Here is a 16,187-nt window from a genome sequence, read left to right on the forward strand (position 1 = left end):
TTCTATCAGAATTTTGTAAGAAACAAGATCAAGCGGAAACACTTTTAGCCGCATGATCAAGGTCAAGGCGGCAATTTAATAGGGGATGACTTGAAAACAAACGCACTACCGGCAACCAGAAAAATTTGCCGATAGTGCGAAGACGGGTAACCGCTTTACGCGGTACTACCCTGTGCGGCCGGGGGCACGACCCGGGCCTCTTTGATGGGCAAATTAACCAACGCAGCCAACAACGCCAGCACCATGTCGGCGTACCACATCCAGGTAAAGTCACCGAACTCGGTAATGGCCAAACCCCCTAGCCACGCGCCAAGAAAGCCCCCTACCTGGTGAGACAACAAGGTCAAACCAAACAATGTGGCCAAATAACGCGTACCAAACAATTTGCCGACAATGGCAGCTGTTGGCGGTACGGTGGCCAGCCAAGTAAAGCCAAGGCCCGCCGCAAACACGTAAAACACCCAGGGGTCGCGCGGCATGACTAAATACCAGGCAATAAGCACTGCCCGCGAAGCATACATAGTAGCCAGGATGTATTTGCTGCGATAACGCGCCACACAAGAGCCCGCGTAGATACTGCCAAAAATATTCGACAAACCGATAATGGCCAACGACCAACTGGCAACTGACGGCGGCAAGCCGCATAAGTCGACTTCGCCAGGCAAATGGGTGACCAAAAATGCAATATGGAAGCCACAGGTAAAAAACCCGAGGTTAAGCAAAATGTAATTCCGGTCTTTAACAGCTTGCGCCACCGCCGTGCGCAGCTTCTGCTCGCCTTCAACATGCGGGCGCGGTTTGTAGTCGGCGCCCACAAGCTTGCCAATAAGGGGAAGCGCAGCAAGCGCGGTAAGCGCCATGGCCCACATCGCGCCCATCCACCCAAACGACTGAATTAACTTCTGGAAGACAGGCGCAAAAACAAATTGCCCGAACGAGCCGCCGGCATTGATGATGCCTGATGCCGTGCCCCGCGACTCGAGCGGCAAGCGCTGCGCGGCGGCGCCGATAAGCACTGAAAAACTACCCGCGCCTGAGCCAATAGAGGCCAGCAACCCCAGTGAGACGATCAAACCAAACCCGTTGCCCATAAACGGCGTCATGGCACAACCCGCCGCCACAATTACCAGCGCCGCAATAAGCACAACCCTAGGCCCGTGCCTGTCGGCCACCGCCCCGGCAATGGGTTGGATCAACCCCCACGTAAACTGGCCAATGGCCAGCGCAAAACTGATGGTGGCAATGCTCATGCCGGTGGTGGCATTGATAGGGCTGATGAACAGGCCAAACGTTTGACGTATGCCCATGGTGACCATCAGGATGCCGGCTGCAGCCAGCGTAACCGCCATCGCACCCGGATGACGCAGGGAATAGAACATAATGACCTCGTTGCCAATACACAGACCACAAATGCGCTCGGGCGCGGGGCCATTTTGCCATATTAATCCTGTGACCTCTGAAGGCATCAACCGCGCAGACGTCGCCTTCGCAACTCAACGCTATCGCTAAGTGGGCTCTCGAAGACTTATGATCGAGGGTGGTGTGCCTTGCAAAACGGCGCAATAATGCATACCGACGTCGAGCAAAAACACCTGTGCCCTGAGCGGCGCAGCAAGTACGCAGAAACAATGGAAAAGATCAGAATAGATAAATGGCTATGGGCTGCGCGGTTTTACAAGACCCGTAGCCTGGCATCGCAAGAAATCACTAAAGGGCGCGTCTTGGTGAACGGCCAACCCGCCAAACCGGCGCGCGAAGTTGCAGTTGGCGATAGCGTGAACGTGCGCAAAGACGAACCAGCCATTACCGTAATTATCAAACAAATCAGTGCAGTGCGCGGCCCTGCGCCCGTCGCCCAATTGCTCTACGAAGAAACAACCGAAAGCCGCGAAAAGCGCGAAAAAGCCGCCGAACTGCGCCGATTGGCGCCGGAACCCGCACAAACCATAAGCGTCGGGCGCCCGACCAAGCGCGACAGACGTCAAATTGATTTGATTAGAGGCAAGGGGTGATCGCGCCGGGACGAAACAGATGCTCAGGGGCGCTAATGGCGCCAAATTGCACCTTGTCTTTTAGTCATCGAGTTCGGCATCGGGGACGGCCACGTAAATAAGCACCAGAATAATGGTGACCAAGAATCGGAAAGCCGACGGCACCCCATTCCATTGGGACGACATCCACATCCCGAACCACTCGCCACCAATAGACATAAACCCAACCTGCCATACCAAAAACCCCAACGACAGCCCCCACACTGCCATATTTTTAGCGCGATTGAAGTCACGCGCAGGCGCCTTGACCTGTCGCAGCAAACGCCAGGCTCCCAACCAGCAAAGCACTGCCGTCAATGCCTCGAGCCCGATGATGATGACGTAAGCCAAGTGATGAAACCAGGGTGCGTCTATGGCTCGATACCCGATGGCCGCGTCGGGAAAAATCGTATCCATACGCAGCACATGCCGTACAAAAGCAAAATTGCTGCCGTAATCGGTAATATTGCCGAACGCCACCAGCGTCGCGAATAAGGCTATAGCAGCCACAAACAAAATTTTTGAGTAACGGATCGCCATACGCTTTTAACTTATAAATGCCTGCCCTGAGTCTAGAACTCACCCGGTGCCAAGTGTAGAATTTTCAACATTATGTCACCATCTGTGCAGCCCCCGACGAAACGAACCGGCACGACCAATGAGACATAGCGAAAGGCATAAAACGCACCGCACCGGCTGGCTTAGGGCTGCGGTTCTTGGCGCCAATGACGGGATTGTCTCTACGTCAAGTCTGGTCTTGGGCGTGGCCGCTACAGGCGCGGGTACCCAAAGTATCCTTGTTGCCGGCGTCGCCAGCCTGGTTGCCGGCGCCATGTCCATGGCTGCAGGTGAATACGTGTCGGTCAGCTCGCAAGCCGACACCGAGAATGCAGACCTTGCCCGCGAAAAAGCAGAGTTAGCTGAAAACCCCGAACAAGAGCACGCCGAGCTTACAGCCATTTACGTCAATCGAGGCCTTGATGAACACTTGGCCTCGAGTGTAGCGACCCAACTGATGGCCCACGATGCCATCGCGGCACATGCACGCGACGAGCTGGGAATCTCGGACACATTGGCCGCTAAACCGGTACAAGCCGCTCTGGCCTCGGCGGCAACTTTTGCTGCGGGTGCACTCCTTCCTTTATTAGTGGTTCTGCTGTTTCCTACGTCGGCGCTCATGGGATATGTTGCAGGCAGCTCACTTTTCTTTCTTGCGCTTCTAGGCTTGATCGCCGCAAAAGCAGGCGGCTCCCCTTTACTGATCTCGACTGCGCGCGTAACCTTCTGGGGCGCCCTGGCAATGGGGCTGACTGCAGGCGTCGGTGCGCTGTTTGGTGTCGCAGCTTAACACTCACCGTTTTAACGTCACCAACCAAATCGGAGTGTTCTCTTGCGCCGTGCCATTGTTCTAATCCTGGCCTGTTTCTTTGTGATCTGGGCTGTCGAAGCCTTCTGGCTGTCGCCATCGCCACCCGGTGATTTGCTGTGGGTCATGCGCCAAGAAGGTATGCTGCTGACTGGCATTTTGGCCTTGGGTGCCATGACAGCCATTATGGTGCTGGCCTTGCGCCCCCGCTGGCTAGAGTCGCCTTTGGGCGGCATGGATAAAGCCTACCGACTACACAAATGGTTAGGCATCATTGCCGTTGCCCTGAGCTTTGCGCACTGGCTGGCTAAAGAGTCAAAGCCGCTCATTACTACAGCCATTGGCAACGCGGGCCGGCTGGCCAAGATGCCAGTACCCGAATGGGTCAGCGTTCTTAAGCCCTATGCCAAAACCATGGGCGAATGGACTTTCTACGCGCTGATCCTGATGCTGATCATCACGTTGGCCCGCCGCACCGTGCCCTACAAACGCTGGTATTGGCTGCATCGATTCATGCCATTGGCCTACCTGCTGCTGGTATTTCACGGCATCGTGCTGACCCCTTATGGTTATTGGGGCGGTGTCGGGGGCTGGCTGCTGGCGGCAACGATGACCATCGGCGTGATTGCCGCCGTGATGCAATTGATTCGTGATCTGAAACCAGCTTACCCGCACAAGGGTACCGTAGTATCGTGCACCCGGCTGGGCGACGTACTGGAAGTGCAATGCCGCCTGGGCGATTCGTGGCAGGGCCATAAGGCAGGGCAATTCGCCTTTTTGCGCGTGGCCGGAGAACAAGAGGCTCACCCGTTCACGCTGTCTGATGCAGACCAGAAGAACCATGTCGTACGCTTTCACATCAAACAATTAGGCGACTGGACACGCGGGCTATCCGAACGACTGCAACCCGGCCTCAGCGTAGAACTGGACGGCCCATATGGCCGCTTCGTGCCCCCTGACCACGACGATGGCGCTGTGCATGTCTGGGTCGGTGCTGGCGTAGGAGCAACACCCTTTTTATCTTGGCTAGGCCAGCATCACCAAGACGGCCATGCGCCACAAGCTTGGTTGCAGTATGCCTGTCAGCATGCAAACGACCCTTTGGCCAAAGCACTGAAAGAAGCTGCGGCCCTTCACCCCGATGTACATCTGGATATTTTTGCTGATGGCCGTCGCTGGACGCCAGAACAAGTCCTGCAACAGTATCAGGCCGGCAAACCACTGCAGGTGTGGTTTTGCGGTCCGGCAGCTATGGGCAAGCAATTAGAGCACGCACTTAAGAAGTCATTACCCCCTGGCTCCTGGCATTTGCACAATGAACACTTCGAGTTTCGTTGACCCTACGCCATCCCTCCGCAACCAGCAAAAATGTAACAAAACGCACCCTGCCTCTTGAAGTCTTAAGGTTCGTCCTTATAATTAGCACTCGACGGGGTAGAGTGCTAACAACACCCCCGATTATTGATTACATTCATTATTTTCTGAGGAGTACCTTCATGGCACTGCGTCCTTTGCACGATCGCGTGATCGTCAAACGCCTGGACAACGAGCGTAAAACCGCCTCCGGCATCGTTATCCCCGAAAGCGCCGCTGAAAAGCCTGATCAAGGCGAAGTTATTGCAGTCGGCCCCGGCAAGAAAACAGAAGACGGCAAGATTCTTCCCGTTGATGTCAAAGCAGGCGACAAGGTCCTTTTCGGCAAATATGCCGGCCAAACCGTCAAGGTCGATGGCGACGAACTGCTCGTCATCCGCGAGGACGAAATCCTCGCCGTGATCCAGTAATCAGCAACGAACAGAACAAGCAAGGAATCAAACCATGGCAGCTAAACAAGTCCTATTTGGCGACGACGCCCGTTCGCGCATTGTGCGCGGCGTAAACGTTCTGGCCAACGCCGTTAAAACAACTCTGGGCCCCAAAGGCCGCAACGTTGTACTCGAGCGCTCTTTCGGCGCCCCCACCGTCACCAAAGACGGTGTATCGGTTGCTAAAGAAATCGAACTGAAAGACAAGTTCGAAAACATTGGTGCACAACTGGTTAAAGAAGTTGCTTCCAAAACTTCCGACAACGCCGGTGACGGTACCACTACTGCAACAGTTCTGGCTCAGTCTATCGTTGAAGAAGGCATCAAGTACGTTACCGCCGGCATCAACCCAATGGACCTGAAGCGCGGTATCGACAAAGCCGTCACCGCCGCCATCGCCGAGTTGCAGAAGCTGTCCAAGCCCTGCACCACCAGCAAAGAAATCGCCCAAGTTGGTTCGATTTCGGCTAACAGCGACACTTCCATCGGCCAGATCATCGCCGACGCAATGGACAAAGTAGGCAAAGAAGGCGTTATCACCGTCGAAGACGGCAAATCGCTTGAAAACGAACTGGACGTCGTCGAAGGTATGCAATTCGATCGCGGTTACCTGTCGCCCTACTTCATCAACACCCAAGAAAAGCAAGCTGCTGTTCTTGAAGATCCGTTTGTCCTGATCTACGACAAAAAAATCAGCAACATCCGCGATCTGCTGCCCGTTCTCGAACAGGTTGCCAAGTCCAGCCGTCCTCTGCTGATCATCGCCGAAGACGTCGAAGGCGAAGCACTGGCTACTTTGGTGGTCAACAACATTCGTGGCATCCTCAAGACAACAGCCGTCAAGGCCCCTGGCTTCGGCGACCGTCGCAAAGCCATGCTCGAAGACATCGCCATCCTGACCGGCGGTACTGTTATCTCTGAAGAAACCGGCGGTTCGCTCGAAAACGCTACCCTCGAAGATCTGGGTCAAGCCAAGCGTATCGAAGTGGCCAAAGAAAACACCACCATCATCGACGGCGCTGGCGACAGCAAATCGATCGAGGCTCGCGTCAAGCAAATCCGCGTTCAAATCGAAGAAGCCACTTCCGACTACGACCGTGAAAAACTGCAAGAGCGCGTTGCCAAGCTGGCTGGCGGTGTTGCCGTTATTCGCGTAGGCGCTGCCACCGAAGTCGAAATGAAAGAGAAAAAAGCACGCGTTGAAGACGCGCTGCACGCCACTCGCGCTGCCGTCGAAGAAGGTATCGTTCCTGGCGGCGGTGTTGCCCTGATCCGTGCCAAAGCTGCTGTTGCTGCTGTTAAAGGCGACAACATCGACCAGGAAGCCGGCATCAAGCTGATCCTGCGCGCCATCGAAGCTCCTCTGCGCACTATCGTTGCTAACGCAGGCGACGAGCCTAGCGTCGTTGTCAACAACGTTGCTGCCGGTTCGGGCAACTACGGTTACAACGCTGCCACTGGCGAGTACGGCGACCTGGTAGAGCAAGGCGTTCTTGACCCCACTAAGGTCACCCGCACTGCCCTGCAAAACGCTGCTTCGGTTGCATCGCTGTTGCTGACCACTGAAGCTGCTGTTGCAGAACTGCCTGAAGACAAACCCGCACCTGCTATGCCCGATATGGGCGGCATGGGCGGCATGGGTGGTATGGGCGGCTTCTAATCAAGCCCCTGTAGTACCTGGTCTTTCCAGTAAAGCCCCCGCAGCAATGCGGGGGCTTTTTCGTGAGCAGACTTGACTACAATACGGTATGAATCACGCAAACTCCCCCTACAAAAGCAAAGGCGGCATGCGGCGCCTGGTTAACGCCCTGCGCTACTCTGCGCAAGGGTTCCGTGCTGCACTAGTACACGAAGCCGCCTTCCGCCAAGAATTGTTTGCATTTATTTTGCTGGTGCCCATCGCCATCTGGCTTGGTGACACGCTGGCCGAACGTGCCCTGCTTATCGGCGCCCTGTTTTTTGTACTCATTATCGAGCTGCTGAACTCGGCAATCGAAGCGCTTGCCGACACCATCACGCTCGATCACCACCCGCTTATCGGCCGAGCCAAAGACCTCGCCAGCGCGGCGGTCTTGCTGTCTATAACACTCGCCACCCTGATTTGGCTCATGGTCATCATCAGTCACCTGCTACCGTAACCCACACCTTTATTGCCGTCATGAAATTCACTGAAAAACTGGACTACGCCTGGGCGCACGCCGACTCAATGCTGATGGTTGGTCTTGATCCCGACCCCCAACGCTTTCCGGCCGAACTCAAAGGCAGGCCCGATGCCATCTATGAATTTTGCAAAGGGGTGATCGACGCCACTGCGCCGCATGTCTGCGGTATAAAGCCGCAAATTGCCTACTTTGCAGCTCAGCGGGCCGAAGACCAGCTCGAAGCCTTGTGCGATTACCTGCGCACCACGTATCCGCATTTACCGTTGGTTCTCGATGCAAAACGCGGTGATATCGGTTCAACGGCCGAACAGTACGCTGCTGAAGCCTTCGAGCGCTATCGTGCCGATGCAGTGACCGTCAACCCCTATATGGGTTTTGATTCGGTCGAACCCTATCTGGCCTGGGAAGAGAAAGGCGTGATTATTTTGTGCCGAACCTCGAACAAGGGCGGATCTGACCTGCAGTTTCTTGATGTCGGCAACGGCGAACCTCTTTATCTTCATGTGGCTAGCCTGGTCGCTAACCAATGGAACAAAAATGGTCAGTGTGCTTTGGTGGTGGGGGCCACTTTCCCGAACGAAATTGCCAAAGTGCGCGAGCGTGTTGGCGACATGCCCTTACTGATTCCAGGTATTGGCGCCCAGGGTGGCGACATTCAAGGCACAGTAGCGGCCGGCAAAAGCAGCACGGGCTTAGGCATGATGATCAATTCGTCGCGGGCTATTTTGTACGCCAGCAACGGCGATGACTGGCGCGAAGCCGCCGCCAAGGCGGCGCTTGAGACCCGCAACGCGATTAACGCGGCAAAATAAGCTGGATACTCGTCGCAAGGGCAAACTGAACCGCCGCTTGCCTGACCTGACGACGATCACCCTCAAAAACCCGGGTAACAGCCTGGGTTGAAACGCCGTCTTTAACGCGATGTGCAAAACCAAAGCACACCATGCCCACCGGCTTACCGGCCGTACCGCCCCCCGGGCCGGCAATACCTGTCGTGGACACCGCAAAATGGGCCGTCGGAACTGAAGCCAACACGCCAGCTGCCATTTCCATGGCGGTTTCTTCGCTGACAGCGCCAAAGCGATCGAGAGTGTCGGGCGCCACGCCAAGGTGAGCCACTTTGGCATCGTTGCTGTAGGTAACAAACCCACGCTCGAACCACTGGCTGGAACCGGCAATATCGGTGATGGTTGCCGCCAGCAGGCCACCGGTGCACGACTCGGCGCAGGCTAACATCCAGCCTTGCGCCTGCAAGCATTCGCCCAGCAAACGGGCATTATTTTGGGCGCCATCACCCAGCCCGACAATGGTCTCGTGTATTTCTGTGTACCGAATGCTCATAAAACCCCCAACAAACCTACGCGTTGCAATACAGCCAGCACCAAGAGCGCATATAACGCAGCAACGATATCGTCCCACATTACGCCGAAGCCGTTCTTGAGTCGAGCATCAAAATAGCGGATGGGTGGAGGCTTGACGATATCGAACAAACGAAACAAGCCAAATGCAATGGCTTGCGCCCATAAGGTGTCGGGCGTAAACCAGAGCACCAGCCAAAACGCGACCATTTCATCCCAGACCATCCCCCCGTGATCGGGGCGCCCTAGATCTTTGCCGACGCGATGGCAAACGAGGCAGCCATAGGCGAAGGACACCGCCAGCGCGACGGCCACGCCGGTATCGGACAACCGGGACAAGACGACAACCCATACAAGCCAACCAGCCAGCGTGCCCCACGTGCCTGGTGCCGGCCGTATCAAACCACTGCCCAGCCCAAAGGCGACCATTCGCGCCGGTGAGCGCAGCATCCAGCTAACAGAAGGCTGGATTGCCGCCTCGCCCGAAACGCCGGAAGCATCGGAGACTTGACCTGTTGAAATTGGAGGTTCGTTGTTATTTTGATTTGACATGACAACCTTGAAAGCTGCGACAGCCATTGGCGCCGGCGTTAAAAATGCTGAAAGCCGTGATGCGCCACCGACACGGCCTGACCATTATTGCGCATAACGTGCAGTTGACCGGCCTGCGGCACAATAGTGCCAATATGCGTCGCCAGAACACCGTGCTGATGGGCAAGCGCCTGAATGGCGCTACGTGACGTGACAGGCGCCGTAAAACATAGCTGGTAGACATCACCGCCGCCTAATACAGCCTCTTCTTGCCACGCCTGCGACAACCCGGCCAGGGCCGGGTCGATGGGCAAGTTATCGTAAAACAACTGCGCGCCGCAGCGGCTAGCCTTAAGAATATGCCCCAGATCTTGAAGGAGGCCGTCGGAAATGTCGAGCGCGGCGTGGGCGAGGCCTGGGAGCCCTTGCGAAAACGCGACGGGGGGTAACGGCTGTTCGAGCGAAGAGCGCACTTGGGCCAGCAAGGCCGCCGTGTTATTGCAGCCTGGCGGCACATGGCCTTGCAACAATCGCAACGCCACATGCGGGCCGCCCAAAAGCCCCGTAACCCAGATGTCGTCACCTGCGTGCGCCGCGCTGCGACGCAGCGCCAAGGCTGGGTCAACCTGACCAAACACAGTCACACACAACGTTATTTTGTCGGCTGCGGTGGTGTCGCCCCCAACCAAAGGGCAACCAGCCGCATCGGCCAGCGCGTAAAAGCCGTCGGCAAACGCTGCCAACCAGGATTCATCGATTGCCGGCATGGCAATGCCCAACACACAACCCAAGGGTTTAGCACCCATGGCCGCCAGATCGGACAAGTTAACTGCCAGTGCCTTATGACCTAAGGTGCGAGGGGATACGTCGGGGAAGAAATGCCGGCCTTCGATGAGCAGGTCGGTACTGACTGCCATTTGCATGCCTGAGGCAACAGGCAACAAGGCGCAGTCGTCACCGCCGCCCAGATAACCCGCCGGCACTTTACGGGAAAAGTAGCGGTCGATTAAATCGAATTCGCGACCCATGATGCCGGGTTGACGACGACCGACGCGTCAGGCGCGCTGCGCCGCAGCCTGAACCTCGGTGGTGCGCACTTGCGCGGCGAGCTTGTCGAGCACCCCATTGACGAACTTGAAGCCATCGGTACCGCCAAACGATTTCGCCAGTTCGACAGCTTCGTTGATGGCCACCTTGTAAGGCACTTCGACGTGATGAACGAGTTCGTAACTACCGATGAGCAAAATGCCGTGTTCGATGGGCGAAAGCTCTTCGAGGGGACGGTCGATGAAAGGCGTAAAGCCTTCACGCAATGCCGGGGCCTCGCGCAACACGCCATGCAGCAATGTTTTAAACCACGCCGCATCGGCTTCGGGGAATTCTTCGTTGTCGCGGATGTGGGCGTCGATGGCGCCTGCGTCTTGCAGACTTTCGTCGCCACGCAGCAACCAGGCGTAAACGCCCTGCAGCGCAAATTCGCGCGCACGGCGGCGCGCGCTACGCGCGTTGGCGCGGGCAGCGCCCGCGTTGTTGGACGCTTTACTCTTCGTCAAGATCTTCATCCTCGTAGTCGTCATCGTCGGCTTCGGGCTCGAGGGCGGCAACCAAGTTGGCCATTTCGACTGCAGCACGGGCGCAATCGCGACCTTTTTCGGCGGCGCGAACTTCGGCCTGCTCGTCGGTTTCGGTGGTCAACACGCCGTTGATGACGGGGATACCGGTTTCGAGAGCCACGCGCGTTATAGCCGTGCCGCTTTCGTTGCTGACCAGCTCGAAGTGATAGGTTTCTCCGCGAATCACGGCACCCAGAGCAATCAGGGCGTCGAATTCGTAGGTTTCGGCCATTTTGGCCAGCGTGATGCCCAGCTCGAGGGCGCCGGGCACGGTAACCACCATGACGTCGCGCTCGTCAACGCCCAGTTCGGCCAGTTCGGCCAGGCAGGCGTCGAGCTCGGTCATACCGATGTTTTCGTTAAAGCGGGCTCGGACGATACCAATGTGTAAACCTTCCCCGTTCATATCGGGAAACAGTGTGTAGGGAGTCATGTGCAGGATCCTTTCAGGCGTTGGAATCGGGTTCGGTATGGTAACCGGTAATGGTCAAGGAAAAGCCCGCCATGCTGGGCATTTTTCGGGGCCGGGCCAACAATTTGGCTTTACCCACGTTGAGGTCGCGCAAAATTTGCGCGCCAATGCCATACGTGAGCAGATCGAAGCGACTGCCCTCGGCACTTTTACGTGGCGCTGGCGGCTTGCCCCAGGCCTGCGCCTGTTCGAAAAGATGGTTGACCGAGCCTTCGCAATTTAAAAACACCATGACCCCGCTGGGTGCCGACTGAATGGTGCGCAGGGCGCGAGCGACTGTCCAGCTGTGAGCAGACGCATCTTCGGACAAGATATCGATGAGCGTGGTGGGTTCGTGGACGCGCACCAGCGTTTCGATGTCGTGGGAAATCGTGCCATGAGTTAACGCCAGGTGCGCGGCACCCGAGGCCTTGTCGCGGTACGCCACCGCATGGAATTCGCCCCAAGGCGTGCTCATGTTGCGTTCGCCCACGCGCTCGATCATGGATTCGTGCTCGGAACGATACTGAATGAGGTCTTCGATGGTGCCGATTTTAAGATTGTGTTGCGCGGCAAAAATTTGCAGGTCGGGCAAACGCGCCATGGTGCCATCGGGTTTGAGGATTTCGCAGATGACCGCAGCCGGGGTTAAACCGGCCAGCGCGGTCAGGTCGCAACCCGCTTCGGTGTGCCCCGCACGCACCAGCACGCCCCCACGCACTGCCTGCACCGGGAAGATATGGCCGGGCTGCACAACGTCAGACGGGCGGGCATCTTTGGCAACAGCCACCTGAATGGTGCGCGCACGATCGGCTGCCGAAATACCCGTTTCGACGCCTTCAGCGGCTTCGATGGACATGGTGAAATTCGTGCCAAATCGCGCCCCGTTTCGGGACGCCATAAGCGGCAGATCGAGTTGCCGGCAACGCTCTTCGGTAAGCGTCAGGCATACGAGCCCGCGCGCATGCGTAACCATGAAATTAATGGCTTCGGGAGTGACGAAGTCGGCCGCAAGTACGAGGTCGCCTTCGTTTTCGCGATCTTCTTCATCGACCAGAATGACCATACGGCCTTCGCGCAATTCGGCGATGATTTCTGTAACAGGGGAAATACCGGCCGGCTGGAGGGTTTGGCCGGCTGAAATCGTTTCGGTCATGACATCATGCTCAGTTGTAGTTGACGCCCATTTTAGCGCGTACGCGCGCGCGATTCGATCGTGCAGTGCAGCAGAACGGTCGCTTTGTTGATTCTTGTCATACAAACAAGCGCATACGGCAGGTATGATCGACGTTTAAATGAAATAACGGCTGCCCTCACCCCATCATGACTGAACGCGAAATCAAATTGCATGTTCCTGATCAGGCCAAGGCAGGCATTGCACGTCAACTACGCACCGCAAAAGCGAAACGGGTGACTTTGCAGGCCCGTTATTTCGACACGCCATCGCGCGAACTGGCCGGCGCAGGCATCGCCCTTCGATTACGCAAAGAGGGCCGTCGCTGGGTTCAAACCATCAAGGCACCCGGTGCAGACCCACTGTCGCGCATCGAGCTGAATCATCTGCGCAGCGCACCCGAGCTAGACCTTTCACTGTATACCGGGACAGCACTCGAAACCCTGTTCGCCAACTTGCAAAGCCCGCTGTGTCTGCGCTACGAAACGCGCGTCACGCGGCTCGTATTGCTGCAAGAAGGGCCGATCGGCAGCGTCGAAATCGCGTACGACCAGGGCGCACTTTTTGCCGGCGAACTCGAACTGCCCATCAGCGAAGTCGAGTTTGAGCATGTATCAGGGGACATCCAGCACATGTTCTTGCTCGCGCGCGAATGGGCCGAAAAGCACAACCTGATTCTCGATATCAGGTCCAAGGCCGAACGGGGCGACGCCCTGGCTGGCCTGGCTCTCACTACCACCACCGATGCCAGCGGTCAAACCGTCGTGTCAACCGTCGCCAATCCCAATGCAGGGCAGTTGTTCCGGGCCCGCAAAGCCGGTGCGGTAACACTCAAGCCCAAAGTCGACGCCACCCAGGCTTATCTGGCGTGCATTAACGAATGTCTGGCACAAATTATCCAGAACACCGCGTTTGCTGCGGGCGTTGATACCCAGCATGCCAATCAGGGGTTGCACATCGAATACACCCATCAGTTACGGGTGGGCATACGCCGGCTTCGGTCGTGCCTGAAACTGTTCAACGACTGGCTACCCCCATTGCCGGAAGCCAACCTTAAAGTGCTAAGGGCCGCATTCGACCAGTTAGGCATGGCACGCGACGGTGATGTTGTTGCCCTTGTTGTTCACCCCCAGTTAAAGCTGGCCGGCCTGCCCGACTTACGCATGCCGCGGCAATCTGCACGCGGGCCCAAGCCATCGGTTGTTGCCGCCAACCCCGAGCTTCAGACCACCCTGATCGACCTGATGAGTCATGTGGTGCAACTGGGCGACCAATGGCAAAAAGCCAACCTCGAATCAGCCACTCAACCCATCAGGCCCATGTTGGTCAAGCGGCTCAATGAATGGCTGAAGAAAATAGGCAAAAAAGGCAGTAAATTTAATGACCTGCCCATAGAAGCCCAGCACGACCTGCGTAAAGAAGTTAAAAGCCTGCGCTATTGCCTGGATTTTTCGAATGACCTGCTTGCAAAAAGCAATGTAAGCGGCCTGCGCAAGCTGCTGGAACTCGTACAAGAAGAACTGGGTGACCTGAACGACCTATACACCGCCGAAATTTTTTACGAGCCCATGACAGAAAAACAGCCCCAGGCGTGGTTTGCCATCGGTTGGCTGCGGGGCGCGCAAGCACAAAAACGTTTGCTCGCCCAGGCCCTATTCAAACAGTTGGCCAAAGCCGGCGCGATTAAAACCCGCTAAGGCCAGGCCGTCTGGGCCAGCGGCTCTAGCGAAAATGCAAGCAGGCCCGTCTGGGCCCATCGGCCCGTTGCTAGTCGAGTAGCGCCGCGGCAAACTCTGCGGCCACGAAGGGCTGCAAATCTTCAATCCCTTCGCCAACCCCAATCCAGTAAACAGGGACCGGGCGCACGCCCTGACTGCCAGCGGCTACCGCCGCCAAGGTGCCGCCCTTGGCGGTGCCATCAAGCTTGGTCACGACCAGGCCTGTGAGGTTAACGGCCGCGTCAAAGGCACGAATTTGCGCAATCGCATTTTGACCCGTGTTGCCATCAACCACCAACAATACCTCGTGCGGCGCATTGCCATCGGCCTTGCCGATAACGCGACGAATCTTCTTGAGCTCTTCCATTAAATGCAATTGGGTGGGCAAACGGCCAGCCGTATCGACCATCACCACGTCTACACCTCGGGCGCGACCGGCATTGACGGCATCAAAAGCTACAGCAGCAGGGTCGCCCCCCTCTTGCGAAATGACAGTCACATTATTGCGCGCACCCCAGGCAATCAGTTGCTCGCGTGCGGCCGCGCGAAAGGTATCTCCGGCCGCCAGCAAAACACTCTTGCCCTGTTGTTGAAAGGTATTCGCCAACTTGCCAATCGACGTTGTTTTACCCGCGCCATTGACGCCGGCAATCATCACCACCAAAGGCTTGGCGGCATCGATTGGAAAATGCTTTTCGAGCGGGCGCAAATGATCGGCCAATATATCGCGCAACGCGGTTTTAACCTGCTCGGCATCGGTCAAGCGGTCTTTTCGCACTTTGGCGCGCAATGCAGTCAACAACTTGTTAGTGGCCTCGACACCCGCGTCGGCCATAATAAGCGCGGTTTCAAGCTCTTCGAAAAGGTTCTCATCAACCTTGACACCCACAAACAACCCGCCCAACGATTGCCCTGTTTTCGACAATCCCTGCTTGAGACGGGCCATCCAGGACATTTTGGCGGGTGCCGCGGGTGCCGCAGGCGGGGACGCAGGACTTGGGGCATCGGCTGATTCAAGCGTAACCGGCTGGGCCGCGATCGTTTCTACGCCGGCCTGAGACGCTGGGTTCGCGCTTGATGAGTCAGAACTGGCCCCGAGGCTTTGAGACGTTGCATCAGTCGTCGGGGATGATGACGCCAACGCATCGCCGTCGGCCAACGCCTGCTCGGTGCTTACCAAGCGTGTCTCTTGCTGCGCCTGCTCTGCCTCGGGCGTACCCGTCTGCCCGGCGACGTCAGTAGCCTCGGGGGCCGTCACCTGATCTACGGCGTCGGATGATTTTTTTCGTTTAAAGAAACTGAACATACGCTTTACACTAACCTATATCAATTGCCAGACGAGCGCTGGCCAACAGCAAACAGCACAGTATGAAAAAACACAATGTCCGTATTGTAGGCGGTGAATACCGGCGGACTCCAATCCCCGTCATCGACGCCCCCGGCCTTCGCCCCACCCCTGACCGTGTTCGCGAAACGCTTTTTAATTGGCTTACCCACTTGTGGGCCGGCCAGTTCACAGACAAAAACGTACTAGACCTTTTTGCCGGCACAGGCGCCCTGGGCTTCGAGGCCGCATCTCGGGGCGCCGCTCACGTGCAAATGGTTGAGCAAAACCCCAAGGCGGTTGCCGCCCTTCGCGCCCTGCGCACCAAACTCAAAGCCGACTGCGTACGCGTCTTTCCGGGCGATGCCATGCATGTACTCGAGCGCACGGCCAACCCATTCGATCTGGTTTTACTCGATCCACCGTTTAACCAGGGCTGGCTTGAAAAAATCTGGCCGCTGCTTCCTTTAGTGCTATCACCCGACGGTTATGTCTATGTCGAGGCCGAGGGCCCCGTTACCCCACCGCCCGCCTTTGCAGTACTGCGCGAAGGAAAGGCCGGCCTTGTACACTACCTGCTACTTAAAATTGTTGCGGCGCAAGAAAAACCACAACCACTGAGTTAAACTAACCCGGACATCGGGCCTTATCGCGG

General features: G+C 56.9%; 18 protein-coding genes. 9 read left to right on the forward strand and 9 right to left on the reverse strand.

Annotated features, from left to right (window positions below; translation table 11 throughout):
- Positions 1-155: 155 nt before the first annotated feature.
- A complete protein-coding gene (locus tag PuT2_RS03280; protein WP_093970046.1) occupies positions 156-1,379 on the reverse strand; it encodes an MFS transporter in 1,224 nt (407 codons plus the stop codon).
- 249 nt (positions 1,380-1,628) lie between these two features.
- On the opposite strand from PuT2_RS03280, the gene PuT2_RS03285 reads away from it, so the two are divergent.
- Entirely contained in the window at positions 1,629-2,012 is a 384-nt protein-coding gene (locus PuT2_RS03285) for an RNA-binding S4 domain-containing protein (RefSeq protein WP_093970047.1), read from the forward strand.
- Positions 2,013-2,072: 60 nt separating this feature from the next.
- On the opposite strand, the gene PuT2_RS03290 is transcribed toward PuT2_RS03285, so the two are convergent.
- Complete coding sequence (locus PuT2_RS03290) at positions 2,073-2,570, reverse strand: DUF2165 family protein (protein ID WP_093969619.1); 498 nt, start codon at positions 2,568-2,570, stop codon at positions 2,073-2,075.
- A 118-nt stretch (positions 2,571-2,688) separates the two neighbouring features.
- Here PuT2_RS03290 and PuT2_RS03295 point away from each other — a divergent pair, with 118 nt between their 5' ends.
- The 6 genes from PuT2_RS03295 to pyrF all read left to right on the forward strand — a co-directional run bounded on the left by PuT2_RS03295 (position 2,689) and on the right by pyrF (position 8,175).
- Positions 2,689-3,378, forward strand: a complete 690-nt coding sequence (locus PuT2_RS03295; RefSeq protein ID WP_093969620.1) for a VIT family protein — start codon at positions 2,689-2,691, stop codon at positions 3,376-3,378.
- 42 nt (positions 3,379-3,420) lie between these two features.
- Positions 3,421-4,734, forward strand: coding sequence for a ferric reductase-like transmembrane domain-containing protein (locus PuT2_RS03300; protein WP_093969621.1), 1,314 nt, complete (start codon positions 3,421-3,423; stop codon positions 4,732-4,734).
- A 158-nt stretch (positions 4,735-4,892) separates the two neighbouring features.
- On the forward strand, positions 4,893-5,180 hold the full coding sequence (gene groES, locus PuT2_RS03305; protein ID WP_093969622.1) for a co-chaperone GroES: 288 nt from the start codon (positions 4,893-4,895) through the stop codon (positions 5,178-5,180).
- 34 nt (positions 5,181-5,214) lie between these two features.
- Entirely contained in the window at positions 5,215-6,861 is a 1,647-nt protein-coding gene (gene groL, locus PuT2_RS03310) for a chaperonin GroEL (protein ID WP_093969623.1), read from the forward strand.
- An 88-nt stretch (positions 6,862-6,949) separates the two neighbouring features.
- Positions 6,950-7,339, forward strand: a complete 390-nt coding sequence (locus tag PuT2_RS03315; RefSeq protein WP_093969624.1) for a diacylglycerol kinase — start codon at positions 6,950-6,952, stop codon at positions 7,337-7,339.
- Between the two features lie 20 nt (positions 7,340-7,359).
- On the forward strand, positions 7,360-8,175 hold the full coding sequence (gene pyrF / locus PuT2_RS03320; protein WP_093969625.1) for an orotidine-5'-phosphate decarboxylase: 816 nt from the start codon (positions 7,360-7,362) through the stop codon (positions 8,173-8,175).
- On the opposite strand, the gene PuT2_RS03325 is transcribed toward pyrF, so the two are convergent.
- The 6 genes from PuT2_RS03325 to ribBA form a co-directional block, all read right to left on the reverse strand.
- Positions 8,159-8,704, reverse strand: a complete 546-nt coding sequence (locus PuT2_RS03325; protein WP_093969626.1) for a CinA family protein — start codon at positions 8,702-8,704, stop codon at positions 8,159-8,161. The two genes, pyrF and PuT2_RS03325, sit on opposite strands and share 17 nt — an antisense overlap.
- Positions 8,701-9,171: a phosphatidylglycerophosphatase A gene (locus PuT2_RS03330; protein WP_254046950.1), complete on the reverse strand. Its 471-nt coding sequence runs from the start codon at positions 9,169-9,171 to the stop codon at positions 8,701-8,703. Before PuT2_RS03330 ends, PuT2_RS03325 begins: the two co-directional genes overlap by 4 nt.
- Positions 9,172-9,311: 140 nt before the next feature.
- Positions 9,312-10,280, reverse strand: coding sequence for a thiamine-phosphate kinase (gene thiL, locus PuT2_RS03335; protein ID WP_093969627.1), 969 nt, complete (start codon positions 10,278-10,280; stop codon positions 9,312-9,314).
- A 27-nt stretch (positions 10,281-10,307) separates the two neighbouring features.
- On the reverse strand, positions 10,308-10,814 hold the full coding sequence (gene nusB, locus PuT2_RS03340) for a transcription antitermination factor NusB (protein WP_093969628.1): 507 nt from the start codon (positions 10,812-10,814) through the stop codon (positions 10,308-10,310).
- The gene (gene ribH, locus PuT2_RS03345; RefSeq protein WP_093969629.1) at positions 10,792-11,298 is read right to left on the reverse strand and encodes a 6,7-dimethyl-8-ribityllumazine synthase; all 507 of its coding nucleotides are present in this window, start codon (positions 11,296-11,298) and stop codon (positions 10,792-10,794) included. Before ribH ends, nusB begins: the two co-directional genes overlap by 23 nt.
- Before the next feature lie 13 nt (positions 11,299-11,311).
- The gene (ribBA, locus tag PuT2_RS03350) at positions 11,312-12,472 is read right to left on the reverse strand and encodes a bifunctional 3,4-dihydroxy-2-butanone-4-phosphate synthase/GTP cyclohydrolase II (RefSeq protein ID WP_093969630.1); all 1,161 of its coding nucleotides are present in this window, start codon (positions 12,470-12,472) and stop codon (positions 11,312-11,314) included.
- Between the two features lie 167 nt (positions 12,473-12,639).
- On the opposite strand from ribBA, the gene PuT2_RS03355 reads away from it, so the two are divergent.
- Complete coding sequence (locus PuT2_RS03355; protein ID WP_093969631.1) at positions 12,640-14,187, forward strand: CYTH and CHAD domain-containing protein; 1,548 nt, start codon at positions 12,640-12,642, stop codon at positions 14,185-14,187.
- Positions 14,188-14,257: 70 nt separating this feature from the next.
- Here PuT2_RS03355 and ftsY read toward each other — a convergent pair whose 3' ends face one another.
- On the reverse strand, positions 14,258-15,514 hold the full coding sequence (gene ftsY / locus PuT2_RS03360) for a signal recognition particle-docking protein FtsY (protein WP_093969632.1): 1,257 nt from the start codon (positions 15,512-15,514) through the stop codon (positions 14,258-14,260).
- Between the two features lie 62 nt (positions 15,515-15,576).
- Between ftsY and rsmD the strand changes: the two genes are divergently transcribed.
- On the forward strand, positions 15,577-16,158 hold the full coding sequence (gene rsmD, locus PuT2_RS03365) for a 16S rRNA (guanine(966)-N(2))-methyltransferase RsmD (RefSeq protein ID WP_093969633.1): 582 nt from the start codon (positions 15,577-15,579) through the stop codon (positions 16,156-16,158).
- Positions 16,159-16,187 lie beyond the last annotated feature (29 nt).

The organism is Pusillimonas sp. T2, from assembly GCF_002236805.1.
GTDB lineage: Bacteria > Pseudomonadota > Gammaproteobacteria > Burkholderiales > Burkholderiaceae_B > Neopusillimonas.